Origin of the sequence: Streptosporangium fragile (genome assembly GCF_039534445.1) — a bacterium.
GTDB lineage: Bacteria > Actinomycetota > Actinomycetes > Streptosporangiales > Streptosporangiaceae > Streptosporangium > Streptosporangium fragile.
Map to the genome: position 1 here is coordinate 1 of NZ_BAAAVI010000075.1, position 18,691 is coordinate 18,691.

The 18,691-nt window shown below is 71.6% G+C and carries 19 protein-coding genes; 12 read left to right on the plus strand and 7 right to left on the minus strand.

The genetic code is table 11. The features are described 5' to 3' along the window. Positions 1–182: 182 nt before the first annotated feature. Positions 183–1,550, minus strand: coding sequence for an NsdA family TPR-like regulatory protein (locus tag ABD841_RS33775; protein WP_344980286.1), 1,368 nt, complete (start codon positions 1,548–1,550; stop codon positions 183–185). A gap of 373 nt (positions 1,551–1,923) precedes the next feature. Next, on the minus strand, positions 1,924–3,126 hold the full coding sequence (locus ABD841_RS33780; RefSeq protein WP_344980288.1) for an NAD(P)-dependent malic enzyme: 1,203 nt from the start codon (positions 3,124–3,126) through the stop codon (positions 1,924–1,926). A gap of 267 nt (positions 3,127–3,393) precedes the next feature. Here ABD841_RS33780 and ABD841_RS33785 point away from each other — a divergent pair, with 267 nt between their 5' ends. Next, positions 3,394–3,924 carry a CGNR zinc finger domain-containing protein gene (locus ABD841_RS33785; RefSeq protein ID WP_344980290.1) on the plus strand — a complete coding sequence of 177 codons (531 nt, stop codon included), beginning with the start codon at positions 3,394–3,396 and terminating at the stop codon, positions 3,922–3,924. Positions 3,925–3,984: 60 nt separating this feature from the next. On the opposite strand, the gene ABD841_RS33790 is transcribed toward ABD841_RS33785, so the two are convergent. Further along, a complete protein-coding gene (locus tag ABD841_RS33790; RefSeq protein WP_344980292.1) occupies positions 3,985–4,296 on the minus strand; it encodes a S24 family peptidase in 312 nt (103 codons plus the stop codon). A gap of 80 nt (positions 4,297–4,376) precedes the next feature. On the opposite strand from ABD841_RS33790, the gene sodN reads away from it, so the two are divergent. From sodN to ABD841_RS33805, 3 genes are all read left to right on the plus strand, one after another. After that, positions 4,377–4,781: a superoxide dismutase, Ni gene (gene sodN, locus ABD841_RS33795; RefSeq protein ID WP_344980294.1), complete on the plus strand. Its 405-nt coding sequence runs from the start codon at positions 4,377–4,379 to the stop codon at positions 4,779–4,781. 209 nt (positions 4,782–4,990) lie between these two features. Beyond that, positions 4,991–5,416, plus strand: coding sequence for an anti-sigma factor (locus tag ABD841_RS33800; protein ID WP_425582084.1), 426 nt, complete (start codon positions 4,991–4,993; stop codon positions 5,414–5,416). Positions 5,417–5,433: 17 nt separating this feature from the next. Then, positions 5,434–6,213 (plus strand): RNA polymerase sigma factor SigF, encoded by a 780-nt coding sequence (locus ABD841_RS33805; protein WP_344980296.1) that lies wholly within the window; start codon positions 5,434–5,436, stop codon positions 6,211–6,213. Here the strand turns inward: ABD841_RS33805 and ABD841_RS33810 are convergent, their stop codons facing one another. Then, positions 6,214–6,603 carry a hypothetical protein gene (locus ABD841_RS33810; protein WP_344980298.1) on the minus strand — a complete coding sequence of 130 codons (390 nt, stop codon included), beginning with the start codon at positions 6,601–6,603 and terminating at the stop codon, positions 6,214–6,216. It lies immediately after the preceding gene. Positions 6,604–6,680: 77 nt separating this feature from the next. Between ABD841_RS33810 and ABD841_RS33815 the strand changes: the two genes are divergently transcribed. Both ABD841_RS33815 and ABD841_RS33820 read left to right on the plus strand, forming a co-directional pair. Continuing rightward, a complete protein-coding gene (locus ABD841_RS33815) occupies positions 6,681–7,637 on the plus strand; it encodes a diacylglycerol/lipid kinase family protein (protein ID WP_344980300.1) in 957 nt (318 codons plus the stop codon). Positions 7,638–7,917: 280 nt separating this feature from the next. Further along, the gene (locus ABD841_RS33820; RefSeq protein WP_344980302.1) at positions 7,918–8,172 is read left to right on the plus strand and encodes a WhiB family transcriptional regulator; all 255 of its coding nucleotides are present in this window, start codon (positions 7,918–7,920) and stop codon (positions 8,170–8,172) included. Between the two features lie 169 nt (positions 8,173–8,341). Here the strand turns inward: ABD841_RS33820 and ABD841_RS33825 are convergent, their stop codons facing one another. Continuing rightward, positions 8,342–9,805 (minus strand): sensor histidine kinase, encoded by a 1,464-nt coding sequence (locus tag ABD841_RS33825; RefSeq protein WP_344980304.1) that lies wholly within the window; start codon positions 9,803–9,805, stop codon positions 8,342–8,344. 68 nt (positions 9,806–9,873) lie between these two features. On the opposite strand from ABD841_RS33825, the gene ABD841_RS33830 reads away from it, so the two are divergent. From ABD841_RS33830 to ABD841_RS33850, 5 genes are all read left to right on the plus strand, one after another. After that, entirely contained in the window at positions 9,874–11,034 is a 1,161-nt protein-coding gene (locus ABD841_RS33830; RefSeq protein WP_344980306.1) for an 8-amino-7-oxononanoate synthase, read from the plus strand. Continuing rightward, the gene (locus ABD841_RS33835; RefSeq protein ID WP_344980308.1) at positions 11,031–11,765 is read left to right on the plus strand and encodes a GntR family transcriptional regulator; all 735 of its coding nucleotides are present in this window, start codon (positions 11,031–11,033) and stop codon (positions 11,763–11,765) included. Before ABD841_RS33830 ends, ABD841_RS33835 begins: the two co-directional genes overlap by 4 nt. Before the next feature lie 180 nt (positions 11,766–11,945). Next, the gene (gene bioD / locus ABD841_RS33840; RefSeq protein WP_344980309.1) at positions 11,946–12,668 is read left to right on the plus strand and encodes a dethiobiotin synthase; all 723 of its coding nucleotides are present in this window, start codon (positions 11,946–11,948) and stop codon (positions 12,666–12,668) included. A 108-nt stretch (positions 12,669–12,776) separates the two neighbouring features. Then, a complete protein-coding gene (gene bioB / locus ABD841_RS33845; protein ID WP_344980311.1) occupies positions 12,777–13,772 on the plus strand; it encodes a biotin synthase BioB in 996 nt (331 codons plus the stop codon). Positions 13,773–14,127: 355 nt separating this feature from the next. Then, on the plus strand, positions 14,128–15,780 hold the full coding sequence (locus tag ABD841_RS33850) for an acetolactate synthase (RefSeq protein ID WP_344980313.1): 1,653 nt from the start codon (positions 14,128–14,130) through the stop codon (positions 15,778–15,780). Positions 15,781–15,812: 32 nt separating this feature from the next. Here ABD841_RS33850 and ABD841_RS33855 read toward each other — a convergent pair whose 3' ends face one another. Then, the gene (locus ABD841_RS33855; RefSeq protein WP_425582086.1) at positions 15,813–17,495 is read right to left on the minus strand and encodes a serine/threonine protein kinase; all 1,683 of its coding nucleotides are present in this window, start codon (positions 17,493–17,495) and stop codon (positions 15,813–15,815) included. Positions 17,496–17,941: 446 nt separating this feature from the next. Beyond that, positions 17,942–18,124, minus strand: coding sequence for a biotin synthase auxiliary protein BsaP (gene bsaP, locus ABD841_RS33860; protein ID WP_344980317.1), 183 nt, complete (start codon positions 18,122–18,124; stop codon positions 17,942–17,944). A gap of 24 nt (positions 18,125–18,148) precedes the next feature. On the opposite strand from bsaP, the gene ABD841_RS33865 reads away from it, so the two are divergent. Next, the gene (locus ABD841_RS33865) at positions 18,149–18,529 is read left to right on the plus strand and encodes a thioesterase family protein (protein ID WP_344980319.1); all 381 of its coding nucleotides are present in this window, start codon (positions 18,149–18,151) and stop codon (positions 18,527–18,529) included. The last annotated feature ends 162 nt before the right edge of the window (positions 18,530–18,691 follow it).

Sequence of the window (18,691 nt, forward strand, 5' to 3'; positions counted from 1 at the left end):
AACCCCGGCCACTCACCCCAGCACCACCCGAGGGGCCCGGCACACACCGGGCCCCCGGTTCAGAACTGAAGAGAAGTGGGATCCGATTGGTGCCGTCGGATCCCACTTTTCCTTTTCTCCGGCCTTGTGTTTTCACCCCTCTCCTCTCGGACAGGATCGCTCAGGTGCCCGGGACGGGCCGCTCAGGCGCTCAGGGCCGTGCTGAGTTCCCTCGCCCGCTCGTTCAGCTCCGCCACCGGCGCCTCGGCCGCGTACGGGTCCAGCCTCCGCCGCAGATCGGTCACGTACGACCGGGTCCTGGCCGACTGCAGGCCCTCGGCCAGCTCCAGCGCCTGCCCCGCGACCGAGCAGGCCTCGCGCAGCTCCCCCGAGGCCAGCAGGCCGGCCGAGAGCAGCGACAGGTTGAACATGCGTCCGCGCACGTAGCGGCCGTCCATCTCCAGCGACCGTCTCGCGTGCCGTACGGTTTCGGGGCCGTCGCCCAGGTCACGGAAGCAGTGGGCGAACTTGGCCGACAGGTAGGCCTCGTCGAAGTAGGAGATCCAGGAGGGTTCGTCGTCGGCCGCGCGCCGGTCGAAGGCCAGTTCCGCCTCGTGGAGGGAGCGCGCGCAGGCCGCGCGGTCGGCCAGCAGGGCGTGCGCGTGGGCTTCCAGCACGTGTGCCTCCGCCAGCAGGGCGAAGACCGCGGCCCGGCGGGCGGAGAGCTGGGCGGCCCTGGCGAGGTCGAGGGCGTGCGCGGGTTGTCCTATATATATGGCCTGGTGGCTCATGCCGGCCAGGATCTCCCCGCCGAGGCCGTGGTCGCCGGCGCTCCGGGCCAGGCGCAGGGCCTGGATGAGGTAGCGCTGGGCGAGACCGTGCTGTTCCAGGTCGTAGGCCATCCACCCGGCCAGCCGGGTCAGCTCGGCCGCGGCGGAGGTCAGCGCCCGGCCCGTGTCCTCGGCGTACGAGCCGTCGCTCAGCAACGGGGTGACCGCCGTATCCAGATATTTCACGACCGCCGAGCGGATCCGGCCGCCGCCGAACCTGTTGTCCAGCTCGCCGAAGGACCGGGTCACCTCCCGGATCGCGGCGATGTCGTCCATGCCGACGCGCCGGGTGCCCCGCCCCTCGGGGCGACCGTCCTGCGGCAGGGTCAGCCAGCGCAGCGCCCCGGCGGAGCCGGCGCCGATCGCGAAGGTCGAGTCGAGCAGGAACCTGCGCCGTTCCACGTCGGCGCGCCACAGTGCTGTCACGGTCGTGATTCCCTCCTGCCAGGTGTGGGTGAACTCCTGCCCGAGACCGAGAGGCGTCAGCGCGACCGGCAGGCCGAGGTCTTCGGGACTGACCGGCCTGCCGAGCCGGAGTGCGAAGATCTCGGCCAGCAGCCCCGGGACGGGGTCTCTCGGCCGCTGGCCGGCGATCCAGCGCAGGACGGAACTGTGGTCGTACTTCAGACCGGGCAGGCCGCGGGCCGCCCCGAGATCGTTGAGCCTGCGGGCCAGCCCCTTGTGGGTGAAGCCCGCCTCGGCGATGAGCCTCTGGAGTGACCGGTTGGGCTGGCGTTCCATAGCTCCCCTGATCCTGAGAACCGACGGCGCGCACGAGGCGTCCGAGCGCACGTCACCTCCGCCCGTGCACACCTTGAGTGCATAGGTAACGGAGCGCTCTTTTTATAGCACGATCTGTGACGAATATCGGCGTTTCCCGAAAGGCGCGGGGAAAGCGAAGGCGCCCCCCGCCGGTCGGGCGGGGGGCGCCTTCGATCGTGTCTGCGCCTGGGTGGGCACGGTCGCGCTCAGCGCGCGCTCACACGCGCGTGCTCACAGGTACGGCTGCGAACCAGGTACGGCGGCGAACCGGGTACCGGAAAACGCCGTACCGGCCGTGGGACGGGAGCGCGCCCGGCAGGACGGACGGGCCGGAGCGCGCTCGGCAGGCGCGTCAGAGGCGGGCGACGCCGTCGACGCGGGCCTGCGCGGAGACCGCGGCGACGACCGCCGGGGCGACGCGCTCGTCGAACGGGCTGGGGATCACGTACTCGGGCGACAGGTCGTCGTCGGAGACGATCCCGGCCAGCGCCTCGGCCGCGGCCACCTTCATGTTCTCGGTGATGGTGGTGGCGCGGACGTCGAGCGCCCCGCGGAAGACGCCGGGGAAGGCCAGCACGTTGTTGATCTGGTTCGGGAAGTCGGAGCGGCCGGTCGCGACCACCCGGGCGTGCTTGCGGGCGAGGTCCGGGTGCACCTCGGGCGTCGGGTTGGACAGCGCGAAGACGATCGAGCCCTCGGCCATCGACGCGATGGCCTCCTCGGAGACCGTCGAGCCCGACAGGCCGATGAACACGTCGGCCCCGGCCAGCGCCTGCTCGGTGGAACCGCGCAGACCGGCCCGGTTGCTCTCGCGCGCCAGGGCCTCCTTCACCGGGTTGAGCCCTTCGCGGCCCTCGTGGATGAGGCCCTTGGAGTCGGCCACCGCGATGTCGCCGATGCCGGCGTTGAGCAGGATCCGGCTGACGGCGATCCCCGAGGCACCGGCGCCGGCGACCACGGCGCGCAGTTCGCCCAGCGGGCGGCCGGTCAGCCGCGCCGCGTTCTTCAGCGCCGCGAGCGTGACGATCGCGGTGCCGTGCTGGTCGTCGTGGAAGACGGGGATGTCGAGGATCTCGCGCAGGCGGTTCTCGACCTCGAAGCAGCGCGGTGCGCTGATGTCCTCCAGGTTGATGCCGCCGAAGGAGGGCGCGAGCCGCACGACGGTCTCGACCAGCGCGTCGACGTCGGTGCAGTCGAGGCAGATGGGCACGGCGTCGACGCCGGCGAACTCCTTGAACAACAGCGCCTTGCCCTCCATGACGGGCATGGCGGCGGACGGCCCGATGTCTCCAAGGCCGAGCACCGCGGTGCCGTCGGAGACGACGGCCACGACGTTGGACACCCAGGTGTACTCGTTCGCCAGCGCGGGCTCGTCGGCGATCGCGCTGCAGACCCTGGCCACTCCCGGGGTGTAGGCGAGCGCGAGGTCGTCGGCGTCGCGGACCGGGACGGTGGAGCGGACTTCCAGCTTGCCCCCGCGGTGCAGGGCGAAGGCCGGATCCAGATCGAGGGCTTGGAGGGCTTCGAGGGAATGAGAGGACGGCGTAACAGCCACAGCGACCCCTGTAGTTCAGTCAGGCAGACGGACAGTTCCTTCGGAGGCGGCCGTAGGAAGCCTGTCCCGGGCTTCGGTAGCCGCTCGGGGCCTGCTCACTGAGCACGGTCGCCTGGAGGGGTACGGGGGTCACCCGTTGCTCGATTGTGCCACATGTTGAGACTCCGGCAGGGGACAGAATCCGCTCGCTCCCGTTGACATGGTGTTAGCCTCGTCACCGTGTAATACTCGAAGTCCCTGTCGTCTCTTACATCGACGGATCCTCCGATGGACCTGACCTCCTATGCCGAGCTGGCCGTGCTGCTGATCAACAGCCCCGACCGGCTGACCGGCCTCGAAGGGCTCCGCGCTCTCCTGGAGGAGGGCGGCCGTTACCGGCCCGGCTGCCGCATCACCCGCGGCGACCTGGAAGCCCTGCGCGACCTGCGCGAAGAGCTCATCACCGTGTTCGAGACGGCGGAAGCCGGCGACGAGGAAACGGTGGTCGACCGGCTCAACTCACTGCTGATCCACCACCCGGTCCAACCGCAGATCTCCGGTCACGACGGCGAGCGCTGGCACATGCACCTGACGGAGGGCGGCCGGATGGCCGACCAGTACGCCGTGGGCGCCGTCATGGGCCTGGCCACGATGGTCACCGACCACGGCGTCGACCGGCTCGGCCTGTGCCAGGCGCCGCCCTGCCGCCGGGCATACCTCGACACCTCCTCCAACCGCTCACGCCGCTACTGCTCGGAGCGGTGCGCGAGCCGGGCCAACGTCGCCGCCTACCGGGCCCGGCAGAAGGTGAGTCAGTGACGTCACCGCCCGGCGCCACCGGGTCACGGGCGGCCCACCGGGTCACGGACGGCCCGCCGCCTACCTGATCCGCCGGAAGTCCGGCCAGTAGCGCAGCACCACCCGGCCGACGATCGCCGACGCAGGCAGCGCGCCGAAGTCCCAGCTGTCGCGGCGGCCGGGGGCGCGCTGGTTGTCGCTCTCCAGCCACCATCCCCCGCCCTCCTCCCAGGCGGCCCGCTTGACGATCAGGACGGAGGGGTCGGACGGCAGCCGGGCGACGACCAGATCGCCGGGGCGCACAGGCGCGCCGCGCCGCACCCAGAGCCAGTCGCCGGGCCGCAGCGCGGGCAGCATCGACTCACCGGTGACGCGCACCATCATTGAGCGCAACCCCCTCCCACGCAGGTGTTCGGAGACGAGTAAGGTCGTTAACCGGACCATTCTGACCCTGGCATCAAGGAAGGATTCCGATGCTCGCACGACTTCTGCGCCCCAAGCGCACCGTGTCGGCGCACTGCGACCTGCCGTGTGGCGTCTACGACCCGGCTCAGGCCCGTATCGAGGCCGAGTCCGTCAAGGCGATCATGGAGAAGTACGCCGCCAACGAGGACCCGGTCTTCCGGTCCCGCGCGCTCACCATCAAGGAGGAGCGGGCCGAGCTGGTCAAGCACCACCTGTGGGTGCTGTGGACCGACTACTTCAAGCCTCCGCACCTGGAGACCTACCCGCAGCTGCACCAGCTGTTCTGGGAGGCCACCAAGCTGGCGGGTGCGGCCGGCGGCAAGGGCACCGTCGACGTGGCGAAGGCCGACGAGCTCCTGGGGAAGATCGACGAGATCTCCAAGATCTTCTGGGAGACCAAGGCCGCCGCGTAGGAGGCCAAGGCCGCTTAAACAGCGCTGAAATGTTGGACAACCAGGCCCCGTGTGGAGTGCGACCACACGGGGCCTGGCCTGTTCAGGTGTCCTATTCGGGTATCTTCAGGTGTTCTTGACGGTGGCAAATCGCCCCGATCGCGAGTCCAATCGGGCCAACCACCGTCTCGGGGCTGTAGGTTGCAGTCAGCGACTCTGCGAGGAGGAACGTGACCGAACACACCGAGGCGCCCGCGGTCGGCATGGGCGGGATCCGCGACGTGGTGAGCGTGCGGTTGCCGGCGGCGAGTGCCTATCTATCCGTGCTGCGTACGGCGACGGCCGCGCTCGCCGTACGGCTGGACTTCACGCTGGACGAGATCGAGGATCTGCGGATCGCGGTCGACGAGGCGTGCGCGATGTTGTTGACCGAGGCCGTTCCGGGCACCGACCTGACCGCCGACTTCGAGCTCACCGGGCAGCTCATGCAGATCCGGGTCGAGGTCAGCACGGTCGGGAACGCGGCTCCCAAGCGCGACGACTTCGCGTGGATGGTGCTCACCGCCCTGGCTGACGACGTGGATGCCGTAACCGACTCCCCCGACCGTATGGCGATCGTCCTGCGCAAGCGCCGAGGCGCGGCGAGGCCGGCGTGACGGAAAGGACTCGTGCCATGGCCGCCAGTGACCACGCGGTGCCCGACCGGGTGCGTGCGCGCCTGCTCTTCGCGGAACTGGTGGAGCTGAACGCCGACGACCCGCGCCGCCAGCGCATCCGTGACGAGCTCGTCGAGCTTCACCTTCCCCTTGTCGAATACCTGGCCCGCCGCTTCCGCAACCGGGGCGAGTGGCTCGACGACCTCACCCAGGTCGCGACCATCGGGCTGATCAAGTCGATCGACCGCTTCGACCTGGCCCGCGGGGTGGAGTTCTCCACGTACGCCACCCCGACGATCGTGGGTGAGATCAAGCGGCACTTCCGCGACAAGGGCTGGGCGGTCCGCGTGCCGCGCCGGCTGCAGGAGCTCAAGCTCTCGCTCACCAAGGCCATCAGCGAGCTCTCCCAGCGGGAAGGGCGCGCGCCCACGGTGACCGAGCTCGCGGCGTTCCTGAAGATGAGCGAGGAGGAGGTGCTGGAAGGGCTGGAGTCGGCCAACGCCTACTCCACGGTCTCCCTCGACGCGCCCGACTCCGGTGACGACGACGCGCCCGCGGTGGCCGACTCGCTCGGCATCGTGGACGACTCGCTGGAGGGCGTCGAATACCGCGAGTCGCTCAAGCCGCTGCTGGAACGCCTGCCCCCGCGTGAGAAGCGGATCCTGCTGCTGCGTTTCTTCGGCAACATGACACAGTCCCAGATCGCCACCGAGCTCGGCATCTCGCAGATGCACGTGTCCCGGTTGCTCGCCAGAACCCTCGCCCAGCTTCGCGAGGGCCTCACCGTGGACGACTAGTCAGGCCCTGTCCTGGTCCCCGTAGAGGGCCTGGGTCGTGGGGGGTGAGAGCAGCGCGACCAGTCCGATCACCGCGACGGCGATCAGCGGGATGCCGATGGCCTGCTGGTCGGACTGGATCAGCGTGACCGCGATCGGAACGGTGAAGATCTGCGTCAGCACGCCCGGGCTCCGCGTCCACCGCTCGGTTCGCAGCATGCCCCAGCCCACCCAGAGCAGTGCCGCGCCGATGAGGAGCCCGAACCCGGCGACGGCGATCGAGCTCGTCAGGTCGGACGGCGCGCCGATCACGGTCTCCACCCCGACGTAGCCGCCGAGCAGCAGTGCGGTGAGGCCTTCCAGCGCCATGACGGCTGCGGCGACGGTGAGGGTCATCGGACGGTTCGGCACGGCCCAACCCTATCGCCGGGACATGCCGCTCTCTTCTCCGCCGCCTACGTACCGTTTCGGGTGGATACGCTGGCCTCATGCGCACGATGCTCCTGGTGAATCCGAAGGCGACCACGACCAACCACCGGACCCGGGACGTGCTCACCAAAGCGCTGAGCGCCGCCATGAACCTGACCGTCGAGGAGACCGCCTACCGAGGGCACGCGGCTCTGCTGGCGCGCAAGGCGCACGCCTCCGGCTTCGACGCGGTGGCCGTGCTCGGCGGCGACGGCACCATCAACGAGACCGTCAACGGGTTGCTGAACCCGGTGGACGGCGGGGGTGACGAGGGCGGCGCGGCGGGCCGGCCGGCGCTGCTGGCGATCCCCGGCGGCAGCGCGAACGTCTTCGCCAGGGCCCTGGGCCTGCCGAACGACCCGGTTCAGGCGGTCGGGGCGGTCCTGGAGGCGATCGGCGAGGGCCGGCGCCGGACCGTCGGGCTGGGCCGGGCGCTCTGGGAGGACCAGAGCAGGTATTTCACGTTCTGCAGCGGCCTGGGATACGACGCCGAGGTGATCCGGGCCGTCGAGGGGATGCGGGGCACCGGCCGCAAGGCCACGCCCGCCCGCTATGTGAACACCGCGTTGCAGCACTATCTCCTGACCGACAAGCGCCGTCCCGCGATGACGGTCGAGGGGCCGGGCGTGCCGGCGGCCGGCGGCATCTTCATGGCCGTGATCTCCAACACCTCCCCGTGGACGTACGTGGGACCGCGGCCGGTCTGCCCGACCCCCTGGGCGAGCTTCGAGACCGGGCTCGACATGCTGGGGCTCCAACGCCTCGGCCTGCCGTCGATGCTGAATCTGATGCCCCAGATCATCGGGGTCCGCGACACTCTTCCGACCGGCCGGCACCTGGTGCAGCTCCATGACGAGAAGGAGTTCACGCTGAGCGCCGAACGGCCGGTGGCTTTCCAGCTCGACGGCGACTACCTGGGAGAGGTCGAGCGCGTAACGTTTTGTTCTATCCCCGATGCGTTACAAGTCTTGGTCTAATCCGTTACATGCGGTCATTGTGTGACGCATCCGACATACATGGCGGGCAAAACCTTCGTCCAAACCTCTTGCGTGTACTGAGCGTGGCTGACAATCTCAACATTGACGTCGGAACGTAGGACCTTTGAGCGGCTACCTCGCTCCCAGGCCACCGGCGATCGAGCGGACAGGACCCCGACCGACCACGGCTCGGGGGCTCGTTCGCGACTGCTAGTGAAACTCTTCACAAAGTGAGCCGACGGAGCCACCGCAAGGGCTCCTGTTACGAAGGAGTGGACGCATGGACTGGCGCCACCGAGCTGCCTGCCGTGACGTGGACCCCGAGCTGTTCTTCCCGATCGGCAACACCGGCCCCGCCCTGATGCAGATCGAAGAGGCCAAGCAGGTGTGCCGCACGTGCACCGTCAGTGAAGCATGCCTCAAGTGGGCCCTGGAGTCCGGCCAGGACGCCGGCGTCTGGGGCGGCCTGAGCGAGGACGAGCGCCGCGCCCTGAAGCGCCGCACGGCTCGCGCCCGCGCCCGCGCGAACGTCTGACGTACCTGACACACGACCCCCGGACGCGCCCCGCGTCCGGTGTCCGCCCCTCCGGCTGAGACCCGCCCCCTCGGCGTCCGGGCCAGGGCGGGCGCCGCACCCCGAACCGCGGCGCGCCCCGCGGCGGCGCCGCGCCGGACGACCCGGCACCTCCCCCTTCCCCCGCCGCTCAGGCCGCGGGGAGGGGGATGGACAGGGTCACCTCGGTCCCGCCGCCCTGGCGCGGCTCGATGGCGAGCCGCCCGGACAGCTCCCCCACCACGAGGGTGCGCACGATCTGCAGGCCCAGGCTGGTCGTGCTGTCGAGGTCGAAGTCCTCGGGCAGCCCGCTCCCGTCGTCGGACACGATGACCTCCAGCCGCTCGGGCCCGCGCGACACGATCACCTGGAGCCGGCCCGGCCGCTGCGCCAGCCCGTGCTGTACGGCGTTCTGCAGCAGCTCGGTGAGAACCATCGCCAGCGGCGTCGCGATCTCCGAGCGCAGCACCCCGAACGTCCCGATCCGGCGGGGCACGACCTTCGCCTCCGGGGACGCGACCTCCCCCGTCATCGCGATCACGCGGTCGGCGATGTCGTCGAAGTCGACCTGCTCCTCCGGCGTGTGGGACAGCGTCTCGTGCACGATCGCGATCGACCCGACCCGCCGCACCGCCTCCTCCAGCGCCTCCCGCCCCTCCGGCACCTGCAGCCGCCTGGCCTGGAGCCGGAGCAGCGCGGCCACCGTCTGCAGGTTGTTCTTCACCCGGTGGTGGATCTCACGGATGGTGGCGTCCTTGGTCATCAGCTCCCGCTCGCGGCGACGCAGCTCGGTGACGTCCCTGATGAGCACCAGCGCGCCGATCCTGCCGCCCCCGACGACCAGGGGAATCGCCCGCAGCTGCACGACCGTGCCGCCCGACTCCACCTCCGTCTCCCTGGGCTCGCGCCCACTGGCGACGATCATCAGGTTCTCGTTGATGGGCTCGTCGGAATAGCACAGCGTGGCGGTCGTGCGGCCCAGCTCGGCGCCGACCAGGTCGGCGTTGAGACCCAGCCGCCGGTAGGCCGACAGGGCGTTCGGCGAGGCGTACGTGACGCGGCCGGCCCGGTCGAGCCGGAGCAGCCCGTCGCCCACGCGCGGCGAGCGGACGAGGATCGGCTCGGCGCCGGAGAACGGGAAGCGGCCCTCGGCCACCATCTGGGCCAGGTCGGAGGCGCTCTGCAGGTAGGTCAGCTCCAGCCGGGAGGGGGTGCGCGCGGAGGAGAGATTCGTCGAGCGCTGGATGACGCCCAGGAAGCGGTCGGCCCGTCGGACCGGGATGGTCTCCTCCCGGACCGGGACCCCGCTCGACCAGTCGGGGTCGCCCTCACGGCAGATGCGCCGCTCGTTCCACGCGGTCTCCAGGAGCACCCGCTCCCCCTTGGGCACGATCATGCCCACGATGTCGTCGTGGTAGACCGTCGGCCCCGTGGTGGGACGCATCTGCGCGATCGCGATCCATCCGGAACCGTCCTTGAGGGGGATCCACAGGATCAGGTCGGCGAAGGACAGGTCCGCCAGGAGCTGCCAGTCGGAGACCAGCGAGTGCGTCCATTCGAGGTCCGCATCGTCGAGCGCGGTGTGACGAACCGCCAGGTCGCTTAGAGTCGGCACTCGTGCATCATGCGTTCTTTGCAGGCCCGAACGCGAATCGGGTGACTTCGACTGCGAAAATGCCGCCTATGGAGCAGATCCCCGATCCGCTGGCGCGGTTGCGCATGGCGGCGGCCACAAGGGAGGCGGCGGGACTGCGGCGGGTCCTGCGCGCCCGTACCCCTGACGACGACGGTCTCATCGACCTGGCCTCCAACGACTACCTCGGCCTGGCCAGGGACGAGCGGCTGGTCGAGGCCGCCGTCACGGCCACCCGGACCTGGGGCACCGGGTCCACGGGCTCACGCCTGGTCACCGGTTCCACGGCCCTGCACGCCCACCTGGAGGCACGCCTGTGCGCCTTCACCGACGCGGCGGGCGCCCTGGTGTTCTCCTCAGGTTACCTGGCCAACCTCGCGGCCGTCGCGGCCCTGGGCCGGGACGCGCTGGTGGTCTCCGAGGCGGGCAACCACGCCTCGATCGTCGACGCCTGCCGGCTCTCGCGCTCCCGCGTGGTGGTCACCCCGCACAAAGACGTCACGGCGGTGGAGAAGGCGCTGGCGGGCCGGGACGAGGAGCACGCGGTCGTGGTCACCGACGCGGTCTTCTCGGTCGACGGGGACCTGGCGCCGCTGGGCGAGCTGCACGCGGCGGCGGCGCGGCACGGCGCGCTGCTGATCGTCGACGAGGCCCACGCGATCGGGGTGATCGGCCCTCGCGGGCAGGGCGCGGTGCACGCGGCGGGACTCGCGGGCGAGCCGGGAATTGTGAGAACGATCACACTCTCCAAGTCGCTGGGAGCCCAGGGAGGTGCCGTGCTCGCCGCCCCCGAGGTGATCCAGACCCTCGTCGACACCGGTCGCTCGTTCATCTTCGACACCGGCCTGGCGCCCGGAAGCGCGGCGGCGGCACTCGCCGCTGTCGATATCCTTCACAATCAGCCCGAACTGCCTAGACTCGTGCGGACCAGGGCGAGGGAGCTGGCCGGGATGGCCCGCGAACTCGGCCTGGAGACCGGCGAGCCGGCGGGTGCGGTCGTCCCCATCGTGCTCGGACCGCCCGAGGCCGCACTTCGGGCCGCCCTCATCTGCGCGGAACGGGGGGTGCGCGCCGGATGCTTCCGGCCGCCCTCGGTACCGGTCGGCCGCTCTTGCCTGCGGTTGACCGCAAGGGCCAATCTGAGTTCCGATGATCTAGCGGTGATCAGGGGTGCACTCACCGCCGTGGCCGAGATGAAGGTGACCATGTGAGCGAAGACTCCCCTAGGATCCCGAAGTACTACGACGTCAAGCGGAACCTGCTGGCTCTCACGAAGAGCCTGCCCGCGGGCAGCGCGCTGCCCCCGGAGCGGACCCTCGCGGTGCGCTTCGAGACGTCACGCACCACCGTGCGCCAGGCCCTGTCGGAACTCGTGGTCGAAGGCCGCCTGGTGCGCATCCAGGGCAAGGGGACGTTCGTCGCGCAGCCCAAGGTCGCCCAGGTCCTGCAGCTGACCTCCTACACCGGGGACCTGCGGACCGTCGGCCTCGAACCCGACACCAAGATCCTCGACATCAGCTACATCACCGCTGACGAGGCCCTGGCCCGCCGCCTGGCCATCAACGCCGGGGGGCGGGTACTCCGCATCCACCGGCTCCGCCTGGCCAACGGCGAACCGATGTCGATCGACACCACCCACCTGTCGGCCCGGCGCTTCCCCCGGCTCAGGCGGGAGCTCGAGGTGCACTCCTCGCTGTACGAGACGCTGTACAACGCCTACAGCGTCCGGCTGACCGACGCCGAGGAGATCATCGAGACCGTGCTGGCCACACCGTACGACGCCCAGGTGCTGAGCGTGGACGTCGGGCTGCCGATGCTCCTGCTCACCCGGCACGCCTTCGACGCCGACGGCAACCCGGTGGAGTGGGCCCAGTCCCTCTACCGGGGCGACCGGTACAAGTTCGTCACCCGCCTGCGCCGGCCCGGTCCCGACCGGCCCTGACCCCCGAGCGACCGGCCCGAACGCCCGTCCCACCGCTCCGGGCCCCGTACCGGACGTGGACCGGCGGCCGAGACCGGCGGCGCCGGACCGTCCCGGAGACGGCGGGCCGGGGTCCAGGACGCGGCCGGAGATCCGCGGCGCCGGACCGTCCCGGGCCGGACCGCGCCTAAGGTGAGGCGGGTGAGCATTCTCGTGGTCACCGGGACCGACACCGGGGTGGGCAAGACGGTCGTCACCGCGGCGGTGGCGGTGCTGGCCGAGGAGCGGGGCGCCTCCGTCGCGGTCGTCAAGCCCGCGCAGACCGGGGTGGGCGAGGCCGAACCCGGGGACCTGGACGACGTCATCCGGCTCTCCGGGGTGCGGACGACCTTCGAGCTGGCCAGGTATCCCGCCGCGCTGTCCCCTGCCGCCGCCGCCCGCGTCTCCGGCCTGCCGCCGGTCTCCCTCTCCCGCGCCGTGGCCAGGATCGGGGAACTGGCCGCCTCGCACCGGCTGGTGGTCGTCGAGGGGGCGGGCGGGCTCCTCGTCCGCTTCGACGAGGAGGGGGCCACCCTCGCCGACCTGGCCAGGGCGCTGTCCGCGCCGGTGCTCCTGGTGACCAGGGCCGGGCTGGGCACGCTCAACCACACCGCGCTGACGCTGGAGGCGATGGCCCACCGGGGGCTGGAGCCGGCCGGGGTGGTGATCGGCTCGTGGCCGGCCGAACCGGGCCTGGCCGAGCGGTGCAACGTGGCGGACCTGGAGATGCTGGCCGCCCGGCCGCTGGCGGGCGCCCTCCCGGAGGGCGCGGGGCGGCTGGACCGGGAGTCCTTCGCCCGCGTGGCCCGCGCCGGGCTGGGGCCCGCGCTGGGCGGCGGGTTCGATCCCGCGGCCTTCCGGGCCACCTTTAGGCTTGCCCCGTAGGCGACAGACGCCAGACCGGCACGACCCGACGTCCTCGCCCGGCGGCAGCCGGGGATACACCCCTTCCCCCGGGGCCGGCACCCGGGATCGCCACGCTGGAGGCATTTGATGAGCGACATCCTCGAGATCGCCCGGGTCCAGGTCCTGGAGGAGGGCCGTGGTCTCGACGCCGCGCAGGCCCTGCGCTGCCTGGAACTGCCCCGTGACCGCCTGGCCGAGCTGCTGGCTCTCGCCCACGAGGTACGGATGAAGTGGTGCGGCCCGGAGGTGGAGGTCGAGGGGATCGTCTCCCTCAAGACCGGCGGCTGCCCCGAAGACTGCCACTTCTGCTCGCAGTCCGGGCAGTTCTCCTCCCCGGTCCGCGCCGCCTGGCTGGACATCCCCTCCCTGGTGGAGGCCGCCAAGGAGACCGCGCGCACCGGTGCCACCGAGTTCTGCATCGTGGCGGCCGTACGGGGCCCCGACCGGCGCCTGATGGACCAGGTCCGCGAGGGCGTGAAGGCGATCCGCGAGGCGGTCGGCATCAACGTCGCCTGCTCCCTGGGCATGCTCACCCAGGCCCAGGTCGACGAGCTCGCCGAGATGGGCGTGCACCGCTACAACCACAACCTGGAGACCGCGAGGTCGCACTTCGGGAAGGTCGTCACCACCCACACCTGGGAGGAGCGCTGGGAGACCTGCCTGATGGTGCGCGAGGCCGGGATGGAACTGTGCTGCGGCGGCATCGTCGGCATGGGCGAGACGCGGGAGCAGCGGGCCGAGTTCGCCGGGCAGCTCGGCGAGCTGGCTCCCGACGAGGTGCCGCTGAACTTCCTCAACCCGCGTCCCGGCACGCCCTTCGCGTCCCTCCCCCTGCTGGAGGGGGCCGAGGCGCTCCAGACGATCGCCACCTTCCGGCTGGCGCTGCCGCGCACGATCCTGCGCTACGCCGGCGGGCGCGAGCTGACCCTGGGCGACCTGGGCACCCGCGACGGCATGCTCGGCGGCATCAACGCGATCATCGTGGGCAACTACCTGACCACGCTGGGCCGCACCGCCCAGGCCGACCTCGACCTGCTGGCCGACCTCAGGATGCCCATCAAGGCGCTCTCCGACACGCTCTGATCCCACGCGGGCCGGGTGGGCCCGGCACCGGACCCGGCCCACCGGCACACACCCTCACCCCGCCTGCCGGCCGGAGGACTCCCCACCTGCCGGCCGGAGGATTCCCCGCACCGCGGCCCGGCCCTCCCACAGGCCGCCTCCTCCCGGCCGCCCCCGTACCGCCACCCCGTCCCCCGGAACGGTGGCGGACGACGCCGGACCGGCCACCGCGCTCGGCCGTTCCCAATGCGGCCGGAGGCCGCGCCACGGGGCCCCTCCGCGTTTCCCCCATTCCTTAAAGGGCAGGACATCCACGCGGTAGGCGCTCGGCAAAGGACAGCCGGGCCCGTGGTGACTGACTGGTAGGTTGCGCTATATGGAGTCCCCCAAGCACGCAGGCGACATCGCCGTCGCCGTCTCCAAGGCATACGGCGTCGAGACCATGTTCACCCTGTCGGGCGGGCACGTCTTCCCGCTGTACGACGGGGCGGTCCACGAGGGCATGCCCATCCTGGACGTCCGGCACGAGCAGAGCGCCGTGTTCGCCGCCGAGGCGACCGCGCGACTGACCCGTAAGCCCGGACTCGCCGTGCTGACCGCGGGCCCCGGCATCACCAACGGCGTCAGCGGGGTGGCCACCGCGCACTTCAACGGCTCCCCGGTCGTGATCATGGGCGGCCGGGCGCCGCAGTCGCGGTGGGGGTCCGGCGCGCTGCAGGAGCTCGACCACCCGCCGCTGTTCGCGCCGATCACCAAGCTCGCCTTCACCGGCTCCGGTGCCGACTCCATCGGCCAGGACGTGGAGATGGCCTTCCGCACCGCTCTCGCCCCGCACCGCGGTCCCGTCTTCCTCGACTTCCACATGGACCACCTCTTCTCGGCCGCCCCCCCGCTCGACCAGGCTCCCGAGACGCTGACCCCGTCACCGCTGGAGCCCGACCCCGACGCGCTCGCCCGGATCGCCCGCCTGCTCGCCGAGGCCGAGCGCCCGGTCCTGGTCCTCGGCTCCGATGTCTGGATGGACCGCGCCGAGGAGGTCGCCCGCGGCTTCGCCGAGGAGTACCGCCTGCCGGTCATCCCCAACGGCCAGGGCCGCGGCATCCTGCCGGCCGGGCACGAGCTGCTGGTGACCCGGGCCAGGGGCCTGGCCTTCTCCCAGGCCGACCTGGTGATCATCGCGGGCACCCCGGTCGACTTCCGCCTCGGCTACGGCTGGTTCGGCGGCAAGGACGGCGCCCCGCTCGCCAAGGTCGTGCACCTGGCCGACGCCCCGTCGCAGCTGACCACCCACATGGAGCCCGCCGGCACCGCCGCCGGCGACCTGTCGCTGCTCTTCTGGGGCCTCGGCGCGGCCTGCGCCGAGGCGGGCGTGTCGCCCAAGTCCCACGCGCCCTGGCTGGAGCGCCTCACCGAGGCCGCCTCGGCCGCCGTCGCCTCCGACGCCGAGCTGCTGGCGTCCGACTCCGACCCGATCCACCCGATGCGGATCTACGGTGAGCTGGGGAAGGTCCTCGCCGAGGACGCCGTGGTGATCGGCGACGGCGGTGACTTCGTCTCCTACGCGGGCAAGTACGTCGAGCCCAGGCAGCCGGGCAACTGGCTCGACCCGGGCCCCTACGGCTGCCTGGGCACCGGCCTGGGCTACTCCATCGCCGCCCGGCTGGCCCGGCCCTCCTCGCAGGTGGTGCTCCTGCTCGGCGACGGCGCGGCCGGCTTCTCGCTGATGGACGTCGACACGCTCGTGCGCCACCGGCTCCCGGTCGTCATGGTCTGCGGCAACAACGGCATGTGGGGCCTGGAGAAGCACCCCATGCAGATGCTGTACGGCTACGACGTGGCCGCCGAGCTCCAGCGGGGGTGCCGGTACGACCAGGTGGTGACCGCGCTCGGCGGCGGCGGCGAGCTCGTCACCGACCCGGCGGAGATCGGCCCGGCGCTGCGCCGCGCGTTCGACTCCGGCGTGCCGTACATGGTCAACATCGTCACCGACCCGGCCGTGGCCTACCCGCGCACCACCACCGGCGTGTAGCGGCGGCGGCCGGCCCGCCGGGCCGGCCGCCGCTACTTGGCGGTGGACGTCGGGGCGGGAGTGGGCGTGGGGGTCGGCGTGGGCTCGCACTTGTAGCTGATCACGATGATCTCCACCTTCTTGGCCGGGTCCCACATGGTCCCCGCCGCCGGGCGCGACTCCACCACCTTCAGGCACTGCGTCTCGTCGACGTCGGCGCTGTGGGTCACCAGCGCCACGAAACCCGCCTGCTTGAGGGCGGCCACCGCCGCGTCCGGTGCCAACTCGATGACGTTGGGAACCGGTTTCTTCGGCCGCGGAGTGGGGCTGGGGCTGGGGGTCGCGGTCGGCGTCTTCGAGGGTGTCGGGGTCGGGGTCGGCTCCGGGGTCTCACTGGGGGTGCGCGTCGGGATCGGCCGGTCGTTCCCCGATGAGCGGGTCTGGGTCACCGTGGGCTTGGGGGTGGTGGACCTCCTGGGCTTGCCAGGTGACGATTTCGTCGGGGCGGTGGCGGTGAGCGTCGGCTCGGCCTTCGCCATGTGATCGGGGTCGGCGGTGCTGCTGACCATCATCCCGTTGATCACCACCGCGGCGAGGCCGACGCACATCACGCCGGCCGCCGCGGACGCCGCGAGCAGCCCGCCCCTGCGCCTGGGCTTCGGCGCGGCGCGGCGGCGGCCCTGCGGGACAGCCTCGGTGGCCGGTCCGGTGCCCGCTGCCGGGGAGGCGGCGGTGGAGTGCGTGGCCCCCTGCCAGCTTCCCGTCGGCGCCGAGTGCGCCGCCTGCCAGCCGGTCTGCGGGACGGGACCCTGCGCCTGCCCCTGCCAGCCGGTCTGCGGGGCGGCACCCTGGTCGTGCCGGCCCGGCTGCGGAGCGGCCTGCTGCCAGCCGCCCTGCGGCATCTGCGCCTGCCAGCCGGTCTCCGGCACGCCCGGGGCCGGTGACGCGGGCGCCGCGGCCATGCCGCTCTCGCCGCCCAGGACCGCCTGCCGCGCGGCGGTGCTCATGGCCGCGGCGCTAGGGAAGCGGCGGGCCGGGTCCTTGGACAGGGAACGCTCCACCAGCGCCCGTACCGCCGGGGGGATGTCCGGCGGCAGCGGCGGCGGCGCCTCGCGGATGTGCTTGAGGGCGATCGTGACCGGCGTGTCACCGTCGAACGGGCGCTGCCCCGCCAGGCACTCGTAGGCCACCACACCCAGCGCGTAGATGTCGACCGCGGGCGTGACGGGCGCGCCCTCGGCCTGCTCGGGCGCGCAGTAGGCGGCGGTGCCGAGCACCATGCCCGCGTCGGTCAGCCTGCTGGCGGTGTCGGACCTGGCGATGCCGAAGTCGGTGAGCACGAGCGCGCCGTCCGGGCGCACCAGGAGGTTGCCGGGCTTGATGTCCCGGTGCACGATGCCCTGGTCGTGCACCGCCTGCAGGGCCGAGGCCGCCTGGGAGATGAGATCCATCGCGGCGCCGGGGGCGATCCGGCCCAGCCGCCCGAGAAGGCGGTCGAGCGGCTCGCCGTCGACGAACTTCATCACCAGGTACGCCGTCGCCCCCGCGCCGGGCACCTCGTGAACCCCGTAGTCGTAGACGTCGACGACCCCCGGGTGGTTGATCGTCGCCATCGCCCGCGCCTCACCCTGGAAACGCACCAGGAAGCCCGGGTCGTCCGTACGGCCGGGAAGCAGCACCTTGACGGCGACGGTACGGGCTAGGACCGTGTCCTCGCCCCGCCACACCTCGCCCATACCACCGGCGCCAATGCGGGTATCCAGGCGATACCGCCCCGCCAGCGTCGTGCCTTGGGCCACCATGACTCCCCCGTAACCCTCTCCGCTCCCACCCCAGAGTTCTCCAACAAAGCGGATCTGTATCGCGGCACCGTCACGGGCATGTCACGAAACCCTGCATACCGTACGGCTCACAAATAAGACGCGTGCCGTAGCATCGCACAAAACCCACCACTTTTGGGCGTACTTATACACCCTGCAAGCCCTCACATCCGGAATCTCCCGGAAGTCCTGTCGGCAACGGCCGTCCCGATCACCGCCGCCGCCACGGGAGCGATGACCGCGCAACCATAGCGAACTCCATAGAAGCCTACAAGTGACGGCAAAGGCAGCATAAACCAGGTGAATCAGGCGGTATCCAGAACCCGCCGGGCGGGAGCGCCCCGGGGTGGGGAGCGCAGGGGTCAGCCGTACGACGCGCCGTGCTCGGCGCAACGCGCCGACCAGCCGCCGGGGGTCACCTGGACCACCATCCGGCGGCGGCAGCGGGCGCAGTAGCGCGGTGGCTCCATCTCGCGTGCGGCACGGCACGCCGCGTGGTCGGCCTCGGCCTCGGGGCGGCCGCAGTGGTCGCAGTATGAGGTCACGGATCAGACTCTATGCTGGCGCACATGACGCTCGCTCCCGGTCTGCAGGCTCGGCTTCTCATCATGGTCGAGAAGGAGGACACCGCCGCGAAGGTCGGCAGCGGGGACGTCCCGGTGCTGGCCACGCCCCGCCTGCTGGCCCTGGCCGAGCAGGCGACCGTCCAGGCGGTGGCGGGTGCCCTCGACCCCGGCCAGACCTCGGTGGGCACCAGGGTCACCCTGGAACACCTGGCGGCCAGCGCGATCGGCACCCACGTCGAGATCGCCGTCGAGCTCACCGAGGTCGACGGCCGCCGCCTGGTCTTCGGCGTCACCGCCCGCGACCGGGAGACCCTCGTCGCCACCGGCACGATCGAACGCGTGGTCGTCGACCGCGAGCGCTTCCTCGCGAGGCTCGCCCGCTGACGCCGCCGTACGACACCGCCTGACACCCGGTGCCCCGCGGAACCCGCTGACGACGTACCCGCACGCGGCGCCGTCCGGCGCCCGGAAGTCCCGTGACCCACCGACCCCGCGGCCCGTACGCGGCACCGGCGCCCGGGGTCCCGTGCCCCACCGACGCCGTTC

Excerpts from the sequence above, each read along its gene's own strand:
- ABD841_RS33775 (WP_344980286.1), bottom strand. The coding sequence starts at position 1,550 with ATGGAACGCCAGCCCAACCGGTCACTCCAGAGGCTCATCGCCGAGGCG.
- ABD841_RS33785 (WP_344980290.1), top strand. The coding sequence starts at position 3,394 with ATGGACCTGACCTCCTATGCCGAGCTGGCCGTGCTGCTGATCAACAGC.
- sodN (WP_344980294.1), top strand. The coding sequence starts at position 4,377 with ATGCTCGCACGACTTCTGCGCCCCAAGCGCACCGTGTCGGCGCACTGC.
- ABD841_RS33805 (WP_344980296.1), top strand. The coding sequence starts at position 5,434 with ATGGCCGCCAGTGACCACGCGGTGCCCGACCGGGTGCGTGCGCGCCTG.
- ABD841_RS33815 (WP_344980300.1), top strand. The coding sequence starts at position 6,681 with ATGCGCACGATGCTCCTGGTGAATCCGAAGGCGACCACGACCAACCAC.
- ABD841_RS33820 (WP_344980302.1), top strand. The coding sequence starts at position 7,918 with ATGGACTGGCGCCACCGAGCTGCCTGCCGTGACGTGGACCCCGAGCTG.
- ABD841_RS33830 (WP_344980306.1), top strand. The coding sequence starts at position 9,874 with ATGGAGCAGATCCCCGATCCGCTGGCGCGGTTGCGCATGGCGGCGGCC.
- bioB (WP_344980311.1), top strand. The coding sequence starts at position 12,777 with ATGAGCGACATCCTCGAGATCGCCCGGGTCCAGGTCCTGGAGGAGGGC.
- ABD841_RS33850 (WP_344980313.1), top strand. The coding sequence starts at position 14,128 with ATGGAGTCCCCCAAGCACGCAGGCGACATCGCCGTCGCCGTCTCCAAG.
- ABD841_RS33855 (WP_425582086.1), bottom strand. The coding sequence starts at position 17,495 with ATGGGCGAGGTGTGGCGGGGCGAGGACACGGTCCTAGCCCGTACCGTC.
- ABD841_RS33865 (WP_344980319.1), top strand. The coding sequence starts at position 18,149 with ATGACGCTCGCTCCCGGTCTGCAGGCTCGGCTTCTCATCATGGTCGAG.